12 protein-coding genes and 1 tRNA gene are annotated in these 13,797 nt (G+C 71.3%); 5 read left to right on the forward strand and 8 right to left on the reverse strand.

Annotated features, from left to right (window positions below):
• Positions 1-20 precede the first annotated feature (20 nt).
• A complete protein-coding gene (locus ACFYOU_RS26565; protein ID WP_391309013.1) occupies positions 21-839 on the reverse strand; it encodes a hypothetical protein in 819 nt (272 codons plus the stop codon).
• 48 nt (positions 840-887) lie between these two features.
• Here ACFYOU_RS26565 and ACFYOU_RS26570 point away from each other — a divergent pair, with 48 nt between their 5' ends.
• The gene (locus ACFYOU_RS26570; RefSeq protein ID WP_351242684.1) at positions 888-1,076 is read left to right on the forward strand and encodes a DUF5703 family protein; all 189 of its coding nucleotides are present in this window, start codon (positions 888-890) and stop codon (positions 1,074-1,076) included.
• A 300-nt stretch (positions 1,077-1,376) separates the two neighbouring features.
• On the opposite strand, the gene chpH is transcribed toward ACFYOU_RS26570, so the two are convergent.
• Positions 1,377-1,610, reverse strand: a complete 234-nt coding sequence (chpH, locus tag ACFYOU_RS26575; RefSeq protein ID WP_389765357.1) for a chaplin ChpH — start codon at positions 1,608-1,610, stop codon at positions 1,377-1,379.
• A gap of 152 nt (positions 1,611-1,762) precedes the next feature.
• On the reverse strand, positions 1,763-3,097 hold the full coding sequence (locus ACFYOU_RS26580) for a M20/M25/M40 family metallo-hydrolase (RefSeq protein WP_391309014.1): 1,335 nt from the start codon (positions 3,095-3,097) through the stop codon (positions 1,763-1,765).
• Positions 3,098-3,327: 230 nt separating this feature from the next.
• On the opposite strand from ACFYOU_RS26580, the gene ACFYOU_RS26585 reads away from it, so the two are divergent.
• Positions 3,328-3,415: transfer RNA gene (locus tag ACFYOU_RS26585), tRNA-Leu, on the forward strand.
• Between the two features lie 89 nt (positions 3,416-3,504).
• Here ACFYOU_RS26585 and ACFYOU_RS26590 read toward each other — a convergent pair.
• Together ACFYOU_RS26590 and ACFYOU_RS26595 are read right to left on the reverse strand one after the other, a co-directional pair.
• Positions 3,505-4,449, reverse strand: coding sequence for a Gfo/Idh/MocA family protein (locus tag ACFYOU_RS26590; RefSeq protein ID WP_389765351.1), 945 nt, complete (start codon positions 4,447-4,449; stop codon positions 3,505-3,507).
• A gap of 36 nt (positions 4,450-4,485) precedes the next feature.
• The gene (locus ACFYOU_RS26595; RefSeq protein WP_391309017.1) at positions 4,486-7,092 is read right to left on the reverse strand and encodes a hypothetical protein; all 2,607 of its coding nucleotides are present in this window, start codon (positions 7,090-7,092) and stop codon (positions 4,486-4,488) included.
• A gap of 197 nt (positions 7,093-7,289) precedes the next feature.
• Here ACFYOU_RS26595 and ACFYOU_RS26600 point away from each other — a divergent pair, with 197 nt between their 5' ends.
• A complete protein-coding gene (locus ACFYOU_RS26600) occupies positions 7,290-7,754 on the forward strand; it encodes a YchJ family metal-binding protein (RefSeq protein ID WP_391309019.1) in 465 nt (154 codons plus the stop codon).
• 27 nt (positions 7,755-7,781) lie between these two features.
• On the opposite strand, the gene ACFYOU_RS26605 is transcribed toward ACFYOU_RS26600, so the two are convergent.
• Positions 7,782-8,483, reverse strand: coding sequence for an FCD domain-containing protein (locus ACFYOU_RS26605; protein ID WP_391309021.1), 702 nt, complete (start codon positions 8,481-8,483; stop codon positions 7,782-7,784).
• A gap of 261 nt (positions 8,484-8,744) precedes the next feature.
• Between ACFYOU_RS26605 and ACFYOU_RS26610 the strand changes: the two genes are divergently transcribed.
• Both ACFYOU_RS26610 and ACFYOU_RS26615 read left to right on the forward strand, forming a co-directional pair.
• Positions 8,745-9,260 (forward strand): gluconokinase, GntK/IdnK-type, encoded by a 516-nt coding sequence (locus tag ACFYOU_RS26610; RefSeq protein WP_391309151.1) that lies wholly within the window; start codon positions 8,745-8,747, stop codon positions 9,258-9,260.
• 111 nt (positions 9,261-9,371) lie between these two features.
• Complete coding sequence (locus ACFYOU_RS26615) at positions 9,372-10,769, forward strand: gluconate:H+ symporter (RefSeq protein WP_391309022.1); 1,398 nt, start codon at positions 9,372-9,374, stop codon at positions 10,767-10,769.
• Positions 10,770-10,838: 69 nt separating this feature from the next.
• Here ACFYOU_RS26615 and ACFYOU_RS26620 read toward each other — a convergent pair whose 3' ends face one another.
• Both ACFYOU_RS26620 and ACFYOU_RS26625 read right to left on the reverse strand, forming a co-directional pair.
• Positions 10,839-12,398 carry an amino acid permease gene (locus ACFYOU_RS26620; RefSeq protein ID WP_391309024.1) on the reverse strand — a complete coding sequence of 520 codons (1,560 nt, stop codon included), beginning with the start codon at positions 12,396-12,398 and terminating at the stop codon, positions 10,839-10,841.
• 362 nt (positions 12,399-12,760) lie between these two features.
• Positions 12,761-13,711: a hypothetical protein gene (locus ACFYOU_RS26625; protein ID WP_391309025.1), complete on the reverse strand. Its 951-nt coding sequence runs from the start codon at positions 13,709-13,711 to the stop codon at positions 12,761-12,763.
• Between the last annotated feature and the right edge of the window lie 86 nt (positions 13,712-13,797).

The raw sequence follows: 13,797 nt of genomic DNA on the forward strand, positions 1-13,797 counted from the left end.
GCTGGGCCCCGGCCGCCGGGTCAGCGTCTGCGTGCGTCGCCCCGTGCCCGGCCGGGTGGCCCGTCGGGGTCGGTGTCCAGGTCCTCGTCGGAGTCGACGTCGAGGGCGGACCGGGCGTCGGAGCCGTCCCCGTCGGGGTCCTCGTGGCCCTCGCCGTCCTGGTCGTCGTCCACGTCCTCCCCCTCCTCGCCGTCGTCGTCGTCAACGTCCCCGTCACCATCGTCGTCGTATTCCTCGTCGAAGACGGCGCTGACGTCGAAGCGGCACACCACCCGCTGCGGATCCGCCTGGTCGAACGGGCCCTCCAGCCACTCCCCCGGGTCGGCGGGGTCGTCGGCGGCGGTCACCCAGAGGGTGGAGTCCCCCTCCTCCAAGCCGAACTCCTTGTGCCGGGAGGCGATCTCGTCGGGTTCGAACTCGCCGAAGAGGACCCCGAGCGCACCGTGCACCGTGCTGCCCGCCGAGTCGGTGAGCGGTGCACCGTCCGCTTCGGCGGCCTCCACCCGCTGGGCCTGGGCCATCAGGCGCTGCGGTTCCACCACCACGTAGTCGCGGCGGATCAGCACGCTGAGCGCGTTGGGGTCCTCGGGCCCCGTGTACGGCGGAAGGGCGTCCTCGGAACCGGGGATCTCGAAGGGGGTGACCTCGTCGTAGCGGTCGTAGAGCAGCTCGTCGTACTCCTCGGCGGCCACCGCCAACTCGTTGAACGCCTCGTAGACGGCCGGGTCGTCCTCACCCGACCTGCTCTCGACCGCCGCAAGGTGACGGTCCAGAGCGGCCTTCACCGCCTCGGCGGCGGCGCGTACCTCGGCAACCGTGGGCTGCGCAGCATCAGACATAGTGCAGACGCTATCCGTACCCGGCCCGTGCCCGCACAATAGATGGCGATGCCGGAATACGAATTTGTCGACGTGTACGTGCCGCGCGGGGTGACTCGCAAGGACACCACCCGCCTGCTGACCGACCACGCAGAGTACGGACACTGGGAGTTGGAGCGTTTGCGACTGAACCCCGACGGGAGTCGACGGGTACGACTTCGTCGACGGATCATCCGCCAGTTGCGCGCCACCTGGTGACGCACCACGACCCGCACGGAGGGGGTCCGGCCCGGGCCGGACCCCCTCCGCGGTGACGGACAGTCGCACGACCGGGTGATTCGCCACCGCCTCGACACGGCCACCCGCTGGCCCCTGCGCTCGACGGAATCGGCCGTCTGTGATCTACGCGACAGCCTCCGCCGAGGGGGACCCGCCCGGCCCGGTCCGCCCGGAACTCCCGGCGGACGGGGCGGAACGGGAACGACACCGGCCCCGGAGTGCGTGGCTCGCACTCCGGGGCCGGTACCTCAGCCTCAGGGCCTCAGGGAAGGCGTGGCGTCAGCCGTTGATGCAGGTGTTGCCGAAGGCGGGGTTCAGCAGACCGATCACGTTCACGGTGTTGCCGCAGACGTTCACCGGAACGTGGACGGGCACCTGGACGACGTTGCCGGACAGCACGCCCGGGGAACCCACGGCGGCGCCCTGGGCACCGGCGTCGGCAGAGGCGAGGCCCGCACCCGCGAGCATCAGGCCACCAGCGGCAGCCGCGACGGCGACGACCTTCTTGATCATTGTTCCTCCTCGTTGGGCAGTACGGCCCCGACCTCGGGCCGCATGACCAGTAACGAGGGGGAAGCAATGGAGCTACGAGCGTATCTTCGCATTCACCCTATTCAGTCACTTTCGTACGAACTACCGATTCGGTCACCCGCTGGGGCCGCCGCTCAGGACGCGTCGATGAACCGGTCCAGCACCCGTACGCCGAACTGGAGGCCGTCCACCGGCACCCGCTCGTCCACGCCGTGGAACATGCCCGCGAAGTCCAGCTCCGGCGGCAGCTTCAGCGGGGCGAAGCCGAAGCAGCGGATGCCCAGGTCGTCGAAGGACTTGGCGTCGGTGCCACCGGACAGCATGTAGGGGACGGCCCGGGCGATGGGGTCCTCGGCGCTGAGGGCCGTCTGCATGGCGTCCACCAGGTCACCGTCGAAGCTGGTCTCCAGCGCCTTGTCGCCGTGCACGTCCTCCCGCTTGACGCGCGGGCCGAGGATGCGGTCGAGGTCGGCGAGGAACTCCTCCTCGTAGCCGGGCAGGAACCGGCCGTCGACGTGCGCGGTCGCCTCGCCCGGGATGACGTTGACCTTGTAGCCGGCACCGAGCATGGTCGGGGCCGCGGAGTTGCGCAGGGTCGCGCCCACCATCTTGGCGATGCCGCCCAGCTTGGCGAGCGTGGCGTCCATGTCCTCCGGGTCGAGCGGGGTGCCGAGCGCGTCGGAGAGCTCGTCGAGGAACGAGCGCACGGTCTTGGTGACCCGCACCGGCCACTGGTGACGGCCGAGCCGCCCGACGGCCTCGCACAGTTCCGTGATGGCGTTGTCGTGGTTGGTCATCGACCCGTGACCCGCCGTGCCCTCGACGGTGAGCCGCATCCAGTGCATGCCCTTCTGGGCGGTCTCCACCAGGTAGAGCCGCAACTTCTCGTTGACCGTGAAGGAGAACCCGCCGACCTCGCCGATGGCCTCGGTGACCCCCTCGAAGAGGTCCGGGTGCTTGTCGACGAGGTACCGGGCGCCGTACGCCCCGCCGGCCTCCTCGTCGGCGAGGAAGGCCAGCACGATGTCCCTCGGGGGCTTGCGCCCGCTGCGCAGCCGGTCACGGACGACCGCGAGGGTCATCGCGTCCATGTCCTTCATGTCGACGGCGCCCCGCCCCCACACGCAACCGTCCGCGATCTCGCCGGAGAACGGGTCGTGCGTCCAGTCGGCGGCGTTCGCGGGCACCACGTCGGTGTGTCCGTGGATGAGCAGCGCCGGGCGGGACGGGTCCTCGCCCTCGATACGGGCGACCGTGGAGGCGCGGCCGGGGTGGGACTCGATGACCCGGGGCTCCAGTCCGACCTCGGCGAGCTTCTCGGCCACGTACTCGGCGGCCTTGCGCTCCCCGGGACCCGAGTGGTCGCCGTAGTTGCTCGTGTCGATCCGGATGAGGTCGCGACAGAGGTCGACGACCTCATCCTCCCCGGTCACACCCCGAGGTCCGGCGGCCCTGTTCGACTCGCTCACGGCGGTTCCTCCCACTGTCGCTGCCTGCTGTTCCTCTCCCCATACTCTCCCTCCTCCCCGCCGCCTCCAAGGGTGGACCCCGCCCGACATGCGCCGTTCACGCAGCCGGGACCGGGCGCGGGCGGGGGGTACGCGCGGGGCGCGGGGAGCAGGGCAGGTGGGCGTGATCAGGGGGCGGAATCTTTGCTATGGTTTCCCACGTCGCCGCGGGAAACCGCGACAGACCACCGGTCCGGGTGGCGGAATGGCAGACGCGCTAGCTTGAGGTGCTAGTGCCCTTTATCGGGCGTGGGGGTTCAAGTCCCCCCTCGGACACCAGTACTACGGGACACGCTCCAGCGCTTGCGCTGGGGCTTTTCTCGTTGTGTGCCCGATCGGCCACTGCCCCGTACCGGGGACCGGCCGGTTCACGGGGCGCCGTGGAGTTCGGTGACGGTCTCGGCGGTGTCGAAGCCGAGCACCGGGTCGGGGTGCCCGGAGAGCAGGCTCGCGTAGAGCGGCCGGTAGTGGGCGACCTTCCTGGGGGTGCGGCCGTCGTTGCCGTGGGTGGCGAGGAGTTCCGTGTCCCGGGCGGCGAACCCGGTCATGGAGGTGTGGTCCATCCAGACCTCCACGCCGGACCGGTCGAAGGCGAGGACGGTCTCCTTGCTGCTGGAGCCGGTCAGCCAACTGCTGCGCAGCCGGGCCGTACCCACCGCGCCCCGGGAGCGGTAGGCGAACGTGGCCCAGGCGCTCGCGCCCCCGTCGAGTCGTCGGTCGCCCGAGACGGGTTCGGTGAGGTCGACGAAGCGCGAGAGCATGCTCAGCTGGTTGACGCCGGAGTCCGTCCAACTGGAGGTGTAGGAGGCGAAGGCCCGCCCGCCCCGCAGGACGTAGGGGTCGTGGAACGCCGAGGTGACTGCGGTGACGGGCCCCCACTCGGGGTGCTCGGCGAGTTGCTGCGCGGCCCAGTCCACCTCGGGGGAGAACGCGAAGTGGTGTGCGGTGAAGAGGCGGCCGCGCACGTCCACCGACCCGCCCAGGGACCGCAGTCGGATCAAGGAGGCGAGGTCGCCGACGAGGGGTTTCTCCACCAGGACGCGGGCCGACGACAAGGTGAGGGCCTCGACGGCGAGCTCGGCGTGGGTGTCCGTGGGGGTGGCGATCACGATCAGGTCGGACCGGTGCCCGGCCAGCGCCTCTGCGAGGCTGCCGTAGTGCGGCGGTGTGACTCCCCGGAACGCGGGCGGTGCTGCGACGTGCGGGTCCACCACGAACTCCAGGGACACCCCGGGCCGCTCGGCGAGGACGGTCAGATGGGTCTCGGCGATGATCCCGACCCCGACGAGACCGATCCGTACGAGGTCACTCATGCGTGCCGCCCTGTGTGTGCCGTCTTGTCGTCCTCGTCATCGGAGGCCCGTGACCTCGGCCCAGCGCCTCAGCGCCGGCCCGGGGCCGTCGACCCAGTCGACCTCCGGATGGTACTCGGCCGCCGCGTCGGGGCCGTCGATCCACGACGTCACGATGGGCACCCAGTAGGTGTTGCCCCCGGAGGTACGGGTGCGTTCGTCGAGGTGGGAGCGAGTGCGCCGGGCACCGTCGTGGTCACCGGCAAGGGCGTGGAGGAGGATCTCGGCCACGTCCGCCAGGTTGTGGCCGCCCCGGTAGCCGATCCCGTCCGCCAGTCGCCTGGTGTCGGCGACCGCGTTCCGGGCCGTGGCGGGGTCGTCGGCCAGCGCGGCGGCGACGGCCTCTGCGGAGCGGACCTTGACGAGCTCGACGGGGTTGGAGACGACGTCCAGCAGTTCCCGGGCCCGGTTCGCCGCTTCGGACACGGTCGCCGTTTCCCCGGACCAGCACGCCGTCTGGGCCACGTTGGCCAGCGCCTTCGCCTCGGCCGAGGCAAGTCCCTCCTCGCGTGCCAGTGCGATCGCCTCGGTGTAGACCCCGGTGGCTTCGTCGAATCGGGCGTTGACGCGCCACACGTGCCCGATCAGCCGCAGCCGTTCGCCCTCGTCCGCCGCGTCACGTCCGTGCTGGCCCCGAAGGGTTTCCAGGGCGGCGGCGAAGCGTCCGTTGAGGTAGGCGTGGTCGCAGAGCCAGTAGCGGGCCGCTGCGTCGAACTCGCCCTCCACCAAGCCCCGGTAGAGGTCCGCCGCACTGGTGTAGTCGCCCGTGTTGCGCAGGGCGTGGGCGCGGTGGAGACGTACCAACTGCGCCGTGAGCCCGCTCGGCGCCAGCCCCTCTTCGGCGCCGTTCAGGACCGCTACTGCTTCCGGGGCGCGGCCACTGCGGCGGAGCTTGACCCCCCGGATCGCGGTGCGGACGGCCCGGTACTCGGGGCTGCCTGCGGCCCCGTCGGTGAGCCCGGCGTCGAGGTGGGTCCACTGGCCGGCCTCCACCAGCCGTTGCGCGGCCCACACCATCCAATCGTCGAAGACTCCGTGGGCCCCCGACAGCTTCAGTCCGGATTCGAGGGCTTGCGCCGTCGCGACGCGCCCGGCCCCGTCCCCCAACGGCTCGCCGAGACGCCGGAGCAGCCGGGCGGCGACCCGGCTGCGGTCGTGGTCCGACCAGCCGTCCGGAAGCGCCCGGTCGGCCTCGCTGACGGCGAGCCGCAGCGCCAGGTGCAGGGCGTACGGCATGGCGTAGGCGTCGTCGTGGGTCAGGAACGGGCGACGCAGGAAACGGGCCACGCAGCCGTCCGGGAGCGCGGGTTGGCCCGCCCGGAGCATGTCGGCGTCCACCCGGTCGATGAGTGCCGTCGTACGCACCAGGTCCCGTTCTTCCCGGGGGAGGTCCCGGAGCGACCGGGTGGCCACGGCCGTGAAGGAGCCGCCGAAGTGGTCGGCCGACGGCTGTCCTTCGCGCGCCAGGCGTTCGACGAAGTGCGAGACCGACAGGTCCAGGTAGAGGGGCAGCCCCTGGCCGCCCGCGATGATGCGTTCGCGCACCTCGCCGGGCATCGCCGGTTCGCCGCTCCGGGTGATCGCCTCGCGGAGGTAGCTGTCGGCGTCGGAGTCCGACAGGTATCCGACGAGATGCTGACGCGGCTCGGCCGTGGTGTTGCTGAAGTGCAGGTTCGGCCAGCACTCGGGCCCGGTGAAGTCCAGTTCGCCGTGGGTGGCGTGGTCCGCCCAGTCGATGCGGTTCCTTCCGGTGATCACGAACAGCACGTTCGGCATCAGGTAGACGCAGCGCTGCACGAACTGTTCCACGGTCCGGTCGGCCCGGTTGCCGAGCACCTCGAAGGTGTCGAGGAACACGCACGCCTGCGGCCGGTGGCCGGCCCGACCGCGGCGGGGTTGGCGCTCCAGGTCCCAGGCCAGTAGATAGGGGAAGTACGACAACGTCTCGTAGTCGGCGTCTGCCTCGACGAGCTCGGCGAACAGGTCGCACTCGGACAGGAGTCGTCCCTCACGCACTCGTTCGCGGATGGCCCGGTAGGTGGCCAGGGCGGCGTGGTGCGCGAGCCCCACCAGCCCGCCCGCACCGGCGGGGACGACCTGCCCGACGGTAGCGGCGATCTGTTCGCCCAGACCGATGCTCCGCGAGGCGCGTCGCACGGCTGGTGACGCGTCCAGGAACTCCTGCAACGGCTCTCCGGGGTGGGCGCGGGCCCAGTAGGACGCGAGCGCCAGATCGAAGGCGGGCCACCGGCTGCCCAGTTGCCCGAGCCCCGCGCGCAGGCGCAGCAGCATGCCTTCGAGGTCGCACGCCCCGTCCTCGGAGACGTCGATCCGCACGGAGACCACGTCGTCGCGGTCCTCGGCCGCCGCCTCGGCCAGGAGCCGGCGTTCCAGTTCCTGGGAGAGCGTCGTCTTGCCTATGCCGCCGACGCCGTAGAAGGTCAGGACGTTGCGGCGGCCCTGGAGGCGATCGGCGACCGGGGAGATCTCGGCCGCGTCCAGTGCCTCGTGCAGCCCTTCCCACGAGCGGCTGAAGGCGGTCGTCTCGTTCACACGGTTGGTGAACACCCGTTGCGCCGTGACGGTGGACGACGCTCCACTCATGAATGCGGTGCGTAAGTTCACCCGTGCCATCTGGATCTCCTCAAGCGGACGTCGTGGGGGTCTTCCCGCACGGTCCGCGAGGACCTACCCACCGAGCGGGTGGTGCGATCACGGATCACCGCCGAATCCCCGGGTCGGGTGTCGGCGGCCGTGCCGGGGCGCAGGCAGAGAGAGCCGGGTCCGGCACAATGGCGGGCATGTCGCGACGTGCCCGTTCCTCCCGTACGCCCCGTTCCCCGCAGGTCCCCGTGGACTGCCCGTGCGGGTCGGGCGAGCGGTACGACCGCTGCTGCGGCCCGTTCCACCGGGGTGCGTCGGTCGCGCCGACGGCCGAGACGCTGATGCGGTCCCGGTACGCGGCCTACGTCGTGCGGGACGCGGCGTACCTGGTGCGCACCTGGCATCCGGCGACCCGGCCGCCGGCCCTGGAGCTGGACAGCGGTCCGCGCTGGACGGGGCTGGAGATCGTCGAGGTGACCGAGGGGTCCGTGTTCCACCGGACGGGAACGGTGACGTTCCGGGCTTCGTACACGGACGCCGGGCGGCCCGGCACGTTGACCGAGCGGAGCCGGTTCGACCGCGTGGAGGGGGCCTGGCTGTACGTGGACGGGACGGTGCGGGACCCGGGTGACCTGACCGGGGGTGCCGGGGGCCGTCCGTGAGGTGAGCGGGAGGGCGGTGGGGGTGGTTCAGGGGACCAGGACGTCGAGTTCCTGGAGCGCGCCGACCGCGATCTGTCGGGTCAGCTCCTCGGCGCGGGCCGCGTCCCCCTCGCGCACCGCCTCCGCGACCTGGACGTGCAGAGTGACCGCCGCCGGGTCCGGGTCCTCGAACATGACCTGGTGGTGGGTGCGGCCCGTGAGCACCTCGGCGACCACGTCGCCGAGGCGGGCGAACATCTCGTTCCCGGAGGCGTTGAGGACCACCCGGTGGAAGGCGATGTCGTGGACGAGGTACGCGTCCAGTTGCCGTCCGCGTGAGGTGGCGACCATGCCGAGGGCGCACTCCGTCAGCTCGGCGCACTGCGCGGCGGTCGCGTTGCGGGCGGCGAGCCCCGCGGCGACCGGTTCCACGGCGGACCGCAGGACGGTCAGCGAGCGGAGTTGGCGGGGCCGGTCGGCGCCCGCGAGGCGCCAGCGGATGACCTGGGGGTCGTAGACGTTCCACTCCTGGGTGGGACGGACCGTGACGCCGACCCGGCGACGGGACACCACCAGGCGCATCGACTCCAGGACCCGGACGGCCTCCCGCATCACCGACCGGGACACCTCGAACCGTCCGGCCAGTTCATCGGTGCGCAGCACGCTGCCCGGCGGGTACTCGCCCGCGGTGATCGCCGGACCGAGGGTGTCGAGGACGTGGGCGTGCAGGCCGCGGCCCGATGAGGTCATGGCGCTCAGCCTACGAGGCTCCGCGCCCCCAGACGAACTCGAAAAGTCAGACTTTTATGTCACACCCACTTGAATTCATCAGACCTTATGAGTTTCAGTGTCGTTCGGCGTCGTGACACCTCGATGTCACGCACCCCCCTGACGGCGTCCGGCCCCCCGGACGTCGAGCCGACGGGGCGCCCCGGCCCCCGGGGACGCCCCCGGACACGAGGACTCCAGAACGTGAAGAACACAGCTCCGACGCCCCATGTCATCGTGGTCATGGGCGTGGCGGGGACCGGCAAGACGACGATCGGCCCGCTGCTCGCGGACCGGCTCGGCGTCCCGTACGCCGAGGGCGACGACTTCCACCCGGCCGCGAACATCGCCAAGATGTCCGCGGGCACCCCCCTCACCGACGAGGACCGTTGGCCCTGGTTGGACGCCATCGGGGAGTGGGCCCGCGGGCGGACCGGACTGGGCGGGGTGGTCAGCAGCTCGGCGCTGAAGCGGAGCTACCGCGACCGGCTGCGCACCGCCGCACCGGACCTGGTGTTCCTGCACCTCGCGGGCGAGCGGTCGCTGATCGAGGACCGTATGTCCCACCGCGAGGGCCACTTCATGCCGACCGCGCTGCTCGACTCCCAGTTCGCGACCCTCCAGCCGCTGGAGCCGGACGAGGCGGGGGTGGTCGTCGACGTGGCGGGCGACCCCGGGGACATCACCGCACGGTCCGTCGTCGCACTCGCGGCCGCGGGCGGCGCGCTACCGGCGCCCACCGGTCCGCCGACCCCCTGATCCGCCGGGCGCCCGGCGGGCCGCCCGCACCCGGGGCACGCGCCCCACAGCCCTCCGTCCCCATCGCTTCCGTACGTTCCCGTACGACCGAGTACCCCAAGGAAACCGACCGTGACCAGACTCAGCGTCGAGATGCTGGCAGCGGACCCCATCGAGCCGATCACCTCCGCGGGCCACGCCCAGCTGGGGATCGCCGTGCTCGCGGGCATCGCCGTCATCGTCCTGCTCATCACCAAGTTCAAGGTCCACGCGTTCCTCGCACTGACCATCGGCTCGCTCGCCCTCGGCGCCTTCGCCGGAGCGCCGCTGGACAAGGTGATCCCCAGCTTCACCAGCGGGCTCGGCAACACCGTCGCCGGTGTCGGCGTGCTGATCGCGCTCGGCGCGATCCTCGGCAAACTGCTCGCGGACTCCGGCGGCGCCGACCAGATCGTCGACACGATCCTGGCCAAGGCCAGTGGACGCGCCATGCCCTGGGCCATGGTGCTGATCGCCTCGGTGATCGGTCTGCCGCTGTTCTTCGAGGTCGGCATCGTGCTGCTGATCCCCGTGGTGCTGATGGTCGCCAAGCGGGGCAACTACTCGCTGATGCGGATCGGCATCCCCGCCCTGGCCGGTCTGTCCGTGATGCACGGTCTGATACCGCCGCACCCCGGCCCGCTGGTCGCGATCGACGCGGTGCAGGCGAACCTCGGTCTGACCCTGGCGCTCGGTGTGCTCGTCTCCATCCCGACGGTGATCATCGCGGGCCCGGTCTTCGCCAAGTACGCCGCCCGCTGGGTCGACGTGCCGGTGCCGGAGAACATGATCCCGACGCGCCCCTCGGAGGAGTTGGAGAAGCGCCCCGGCTTCGGCGCCACCGTCTTCACCGTGTTGCTGCCCGTGGTGCTCATGCTCGGTAGCGCCCTCGTCGAGATCATCGTCGACGACCCCACCAACATGGTGCAGCGGGTGTTCGACGTGATCGGCTCGCCGCTGATGGCGCTGCTCGCCGCGGTCATCGTCGGCATGTTCACGCTGGGTCGGGCGGCCGGGTTCACCAAGGGCCGGCTGTCGAGCACCGTGGAGAAGTCCCTCGGCCCGATCGCGGGCGTCCTGCTGATCGTCGGCGCGGGTGGCGGCTTCAAGCAGACGCTGATCGACTCCGGCGTGGGACAGATGGTCCTGGAGATCTCCGAGAGCTGGTCGATCCCGGCGCTGCTGCTCGCCTGGCTGATCGCCGTGGTCATCCGTCTCGCGACGGGCTCGGCGACCGTCGCGACCGTGTCGGCCGCGGGTCTCGTCGCTCCGCTGGCCGCCGACATGTCGAACACGCACCTCGCGCTGCTCGTGCTGGCGATCGGAGCGGGTTCCCTCTTCTTCAGCCATGTCAACGACGCCGGCTTCTGGCTGGTGAAGGAGTACTTCGGCATGAACGTCGGACAGACGATCAAGACGTGGTCGGTGATGGAGACGATCATCTCGGTCGTCGCCGGTGCCATCGTGATGCTGCTGTCCCTGGTGATCTAGCCGCCCCGGAACACCAACGCGGGGCGGTCCGTCGGATGACGGACCGCCCCGTCGGCGTGGGCGCCGGGGTCAGGACTCGCCCTCGGCCGCCTTCTCCAACTGGAAGGCCTCGTTGCCGAGGCCGATCCGGGCGTGCGCCTCGGGGTTGCGGGACTTCAGGAACGCTCCGACGGCCAGGCCGACGACGGCCGCGAGGACGATGATGCCGGGCAGCACCCAGCGCAGCAGCGAGTCGGAGCCGGTGCCGACCAGGACGTAGAAGTCCTTGACCGTGTACCCGGCGATGACCAGCAGGGCCGTGCCGGCGATGCCGGAGGCGATCAGACGCCACAGCTGGGCCCGGGCGGCGCCGCGCCGGACGAAGAAGACGATCACGGCGAGCGAGGCGACGGCCATCAGCAGGGTGACCCCGAAGGCGCCGATGTTGCCCATCCAGGTGAACAGGCGCAGGATCGGCGCGGTCGGGTCGCCGACCGGCTTGTCGTCGGTGAGCGCGAACGCCAGCAGGACGACGATGGTGACCCCGCTCTGGAGCAGGGCTCCGGTGCCGGGGGCGCCGCTGGCGCTGCTGGTCCGTCCGAACGCGGCGGGCAGCAGGCCCTCGCGGCCCATCGCGAAGGCGTAGCGGGAGACCACGTTGTGGAAGCTGAGCGTCGCGGCGAACACACCGGTCACCAGGAGGACGTGCATGACGTCCGTGAAGGTCTCGCCCAGCCGGCTCTCGGTGAGGTAGAAGAGCATCCCCGCGGAGTGTTCACGGGCTGCGGGGACGACGCCGTCGGGGCCGGCCGCGACGGTCAGCGCCCAGGAGCTGAAGGCGAAGAACGCCGCCACGAAGCCGACGGCGAGGAACATCACCCGGGCCACGACGACCTGCGGACGGCTGGTCTCCTCCGCGTAGACGGGTGCCTGTTCGAAGCCGGTGAAGGCCGCGATGCAGAAGCACAGGGCGGTACCGATGCCCGCGCCGGTGAGGGTGTCGGGGTTGAACGCCTCCAGGGACACGCCCTGCTTGGAGGGGTCCGCGATGGCCGCGATGTCGAACACCACGACGAGCGCCACCTCGATGAGCAGCAGCACGCCGAGGACACGCGCATTGACGTCGATCTTCATCAGGGCGAGGAAGCCGACGACCGCGGCACAGGCGATGGCCGGGACCCACCAGACCAGTTCGACGTCGAGGTGCTCGTTGACGAGCAGGGAGACCTCGAAGCCGAAGAGCCCGTAGAGCCCCACCTGGAGGGCGCTGTAGGCGACCAGCGCCACCAGCGCGGCGCCCGCGCCCGCGGTGCCGCCGAGACCGCGCGATATGTAGGCGTAGAAAGCGCCCGCGTTGTGAACGTGACGGCTCATCTCCGCGTATCCGAAGGAGAAGAGGATCAGGACGACGCCCAGCAGGACGAAGAGCAACGGCTGCCCGACGATTCCCATGACGCCGAAGGTGGTGGGCATGACGCCCGCGACGACCATGAGCGGTCCGGTCGCCGCCAGCACGGACAGGAGGAGACCCGCCGTGCCGAGCCGGTCGGCGCGCAGCGCGCGGTCGTGGCCCTTGAACGTGTTGATCCCGCCGGGCTTGTCACCGGGGGCGGATCTGGTGTCGCTGGAACTCGAACTGCCCGTCTTCATGGCGGGGATGGTCCTTTCGCGTGGGTCCTCTGAGCGTGGTGCGGGCCTTGCTGGTGCGGCTCTTGCTGGTGCGGCTCTTGCGGTGTGCTCCGGGCCGACGGGGCGTCGCGCGCCCGTACGTCCGTACGTGCGTCGCACCCGTGTGCGGCCCGATGGTGCGGTGGTGCCGTGGTGCTGGTCGAGCGGGGGTGTGCGGATGGTGCGGACGCGCCGTGCGCCGGCGTCGCCGGTGCCGCAGGTGCGCGGGGTCCCGGGTGGTTGCCCGGTGGACCGCGCCGCCTCGGTGCCCCGGTGCTGCTGGGGCCGTGCTGGTGGTGCTCGGTGGTGCGGTCCGCGCCGACCGCCCGGAGGGATCGGCGCCGTCAGACGGTGCCCAGGGAGGCGCCGCGCGCTTCCCGGAACGCCTCGAACGGGTCCCGGTCGGGGTACGACCAGGGGGCGGGGGTGATGTGGTTGCCGATGCGGTGGAAGAGGGCGGCGGCTTCGGCGCCCCTGCCCCCGCAGTACTTGGCGTGCGCGAGGAAGTTGAGGTCGACCCGGTTGCGCGGGTGGTCCTCCCGCTCCCACTCCAGCCACCAGTCGAACGCGGCCTTCATGACCTGGCGGGCGCGGCGGCCGACCCAGTGTCCGGACGAGAGGGGATCGGCCGGCTCGCTGCCGGCCGCGGCGAGGACGCGGTACCGCTCGGCGTGCGCGACGACCGGGAGGATCGCTAAGGGGGAGTCCGCCGGGGCCTGTTCGGCGGCCCACGCCGCGAAGTCGTAGACCTCGTGCATGGGGTCCTGGCCGGCGTCTGCACGACGCTCGGCGAGCCGGGCGATCATCAGGTGGTGGGCCTGGTGGTGCTCGGCGTGGCGGTGCCTGACCTCGTCGAAGAGCCGCACGACGTCGTCCTCGGTGCCCAGGGCGCGTTCCAGCGTCAACAGGGCGAGCCAGGGCGTGGGGTCGTCGGGGACGAGGCCGGTGGCCGTACGACAGGCGGCGCGCGCGGCATCGGGGCGGGCCTTGCCGTGCAGCGCGCGCTGAACGGTGGCGAACCCGATGAGCACGGCGGCGTCGACGGACTCCGGCTCGGCGATCTTCCAGTCCTGGGCCCAGGCCAGGGTGCTGGCCTCCTGGGCCAGTACGGAGATGCGGTGGCCCCGTCGGTCCCAGTCGTCGCCGGTGTCGACGAGCAGACCGCGGACCACGGACCAGCGGCCCTGGGTGAGCGCGGTGCGCGCAGTGGCCAAGGGTGCGTCATCGAGGGCCGCGTCGAAGACGTGCGGGCCGCGCTTGCGCGAACGACCCAGAGGCGGTGGGGGTGGCGTCACCGCGGGACTTCCTCCCCGACACGGTGTGTTGAGCGAATGATCACGGACAGCAAACAGGCACCAGGTGCCCTGAGTCAAGAGCGACC

The sequence above is a fragment of the Streptomyces sp. NPDC005955 genome (assembly GCF_042871255.1).
Lineage (GTDB): Bacteria > Actinomycetota > Actinomycetes > Streptomycetales > Streptomycetaceae > Streptomyces.

What these genes read in the sequence shown, in the direction of transcription:
- ACFYOU_RS26565 (WP_391309013.1), bottom strand. Translation starts at nt 839, where the DNA reads ATGTCTGATGCTGCGCAGCCCACGGTTGCCGAGGTACGCGCCGCCGCC.
- ACFYOU_RS26570 (WP_351242684.1), top strand. Translation starts at nt 888, where the DNA reads ATGCCGGAATACGAATTTGTCGACGTGTACGTGCCGCGCGGGGTGACT.
- chpH (WP_389765357.1), bottom strand. Translation starts at nt 1,610, where the DNA reads ATGATCAAGAAGGTCGTCGCCGTCGCGGCTGCCGCTGGTGGCCTGATG.
- ACFYOU_RS26590 (WP_389765351.1), bottom strand. Translation starts at nt 4,449, where the DNA reads ATGAGTGACCTCGTACGGATCGGTCTCGTCGGGGTCGGGATCATCGCC.
- ACFYOU_RS26595 (WP_391309017.1), bottom strand. Translation starts at nt 7,092, where the DNA reads ATGAGTGGAGCGTCGTCCACCGTCACGGCGCAACGGGTGTTCACCAAC.
- ACFYOU_RS26600 (WP_391309019.1), top strand. Translation starts at nt 7,290, where the DNA reads ATGTCGCGACGTGCCCGTTCCTCCCGTACGCCCCGTTCCCCGCAGGTC.
- ACFYOU_RS26605 (WP_391309021.1), bottom strand. Translation starts at nt 8,483, where the DNA reads ATGACCTCATCGGGCCGCGGCCTGCACGCCCACGTCCTCGACACCCTC.
- ACFYOU_RS26610 (WP_391309151.1), top strand. Translation starts at nt 8,745, where the DNA reads ATGGGCGTGGCGGGGACCGGCAAGACGACGATCGGCCCGCTGCTCGCG.
- ACFYOU_RS26620 (WP_391309024.1), bottom strand. Translation starts at nt 12,398, where the DNA reads ATGAAGACGGGCAGTTCGAGTTCCAGCGACACCAGATCCGCCCCCGGT.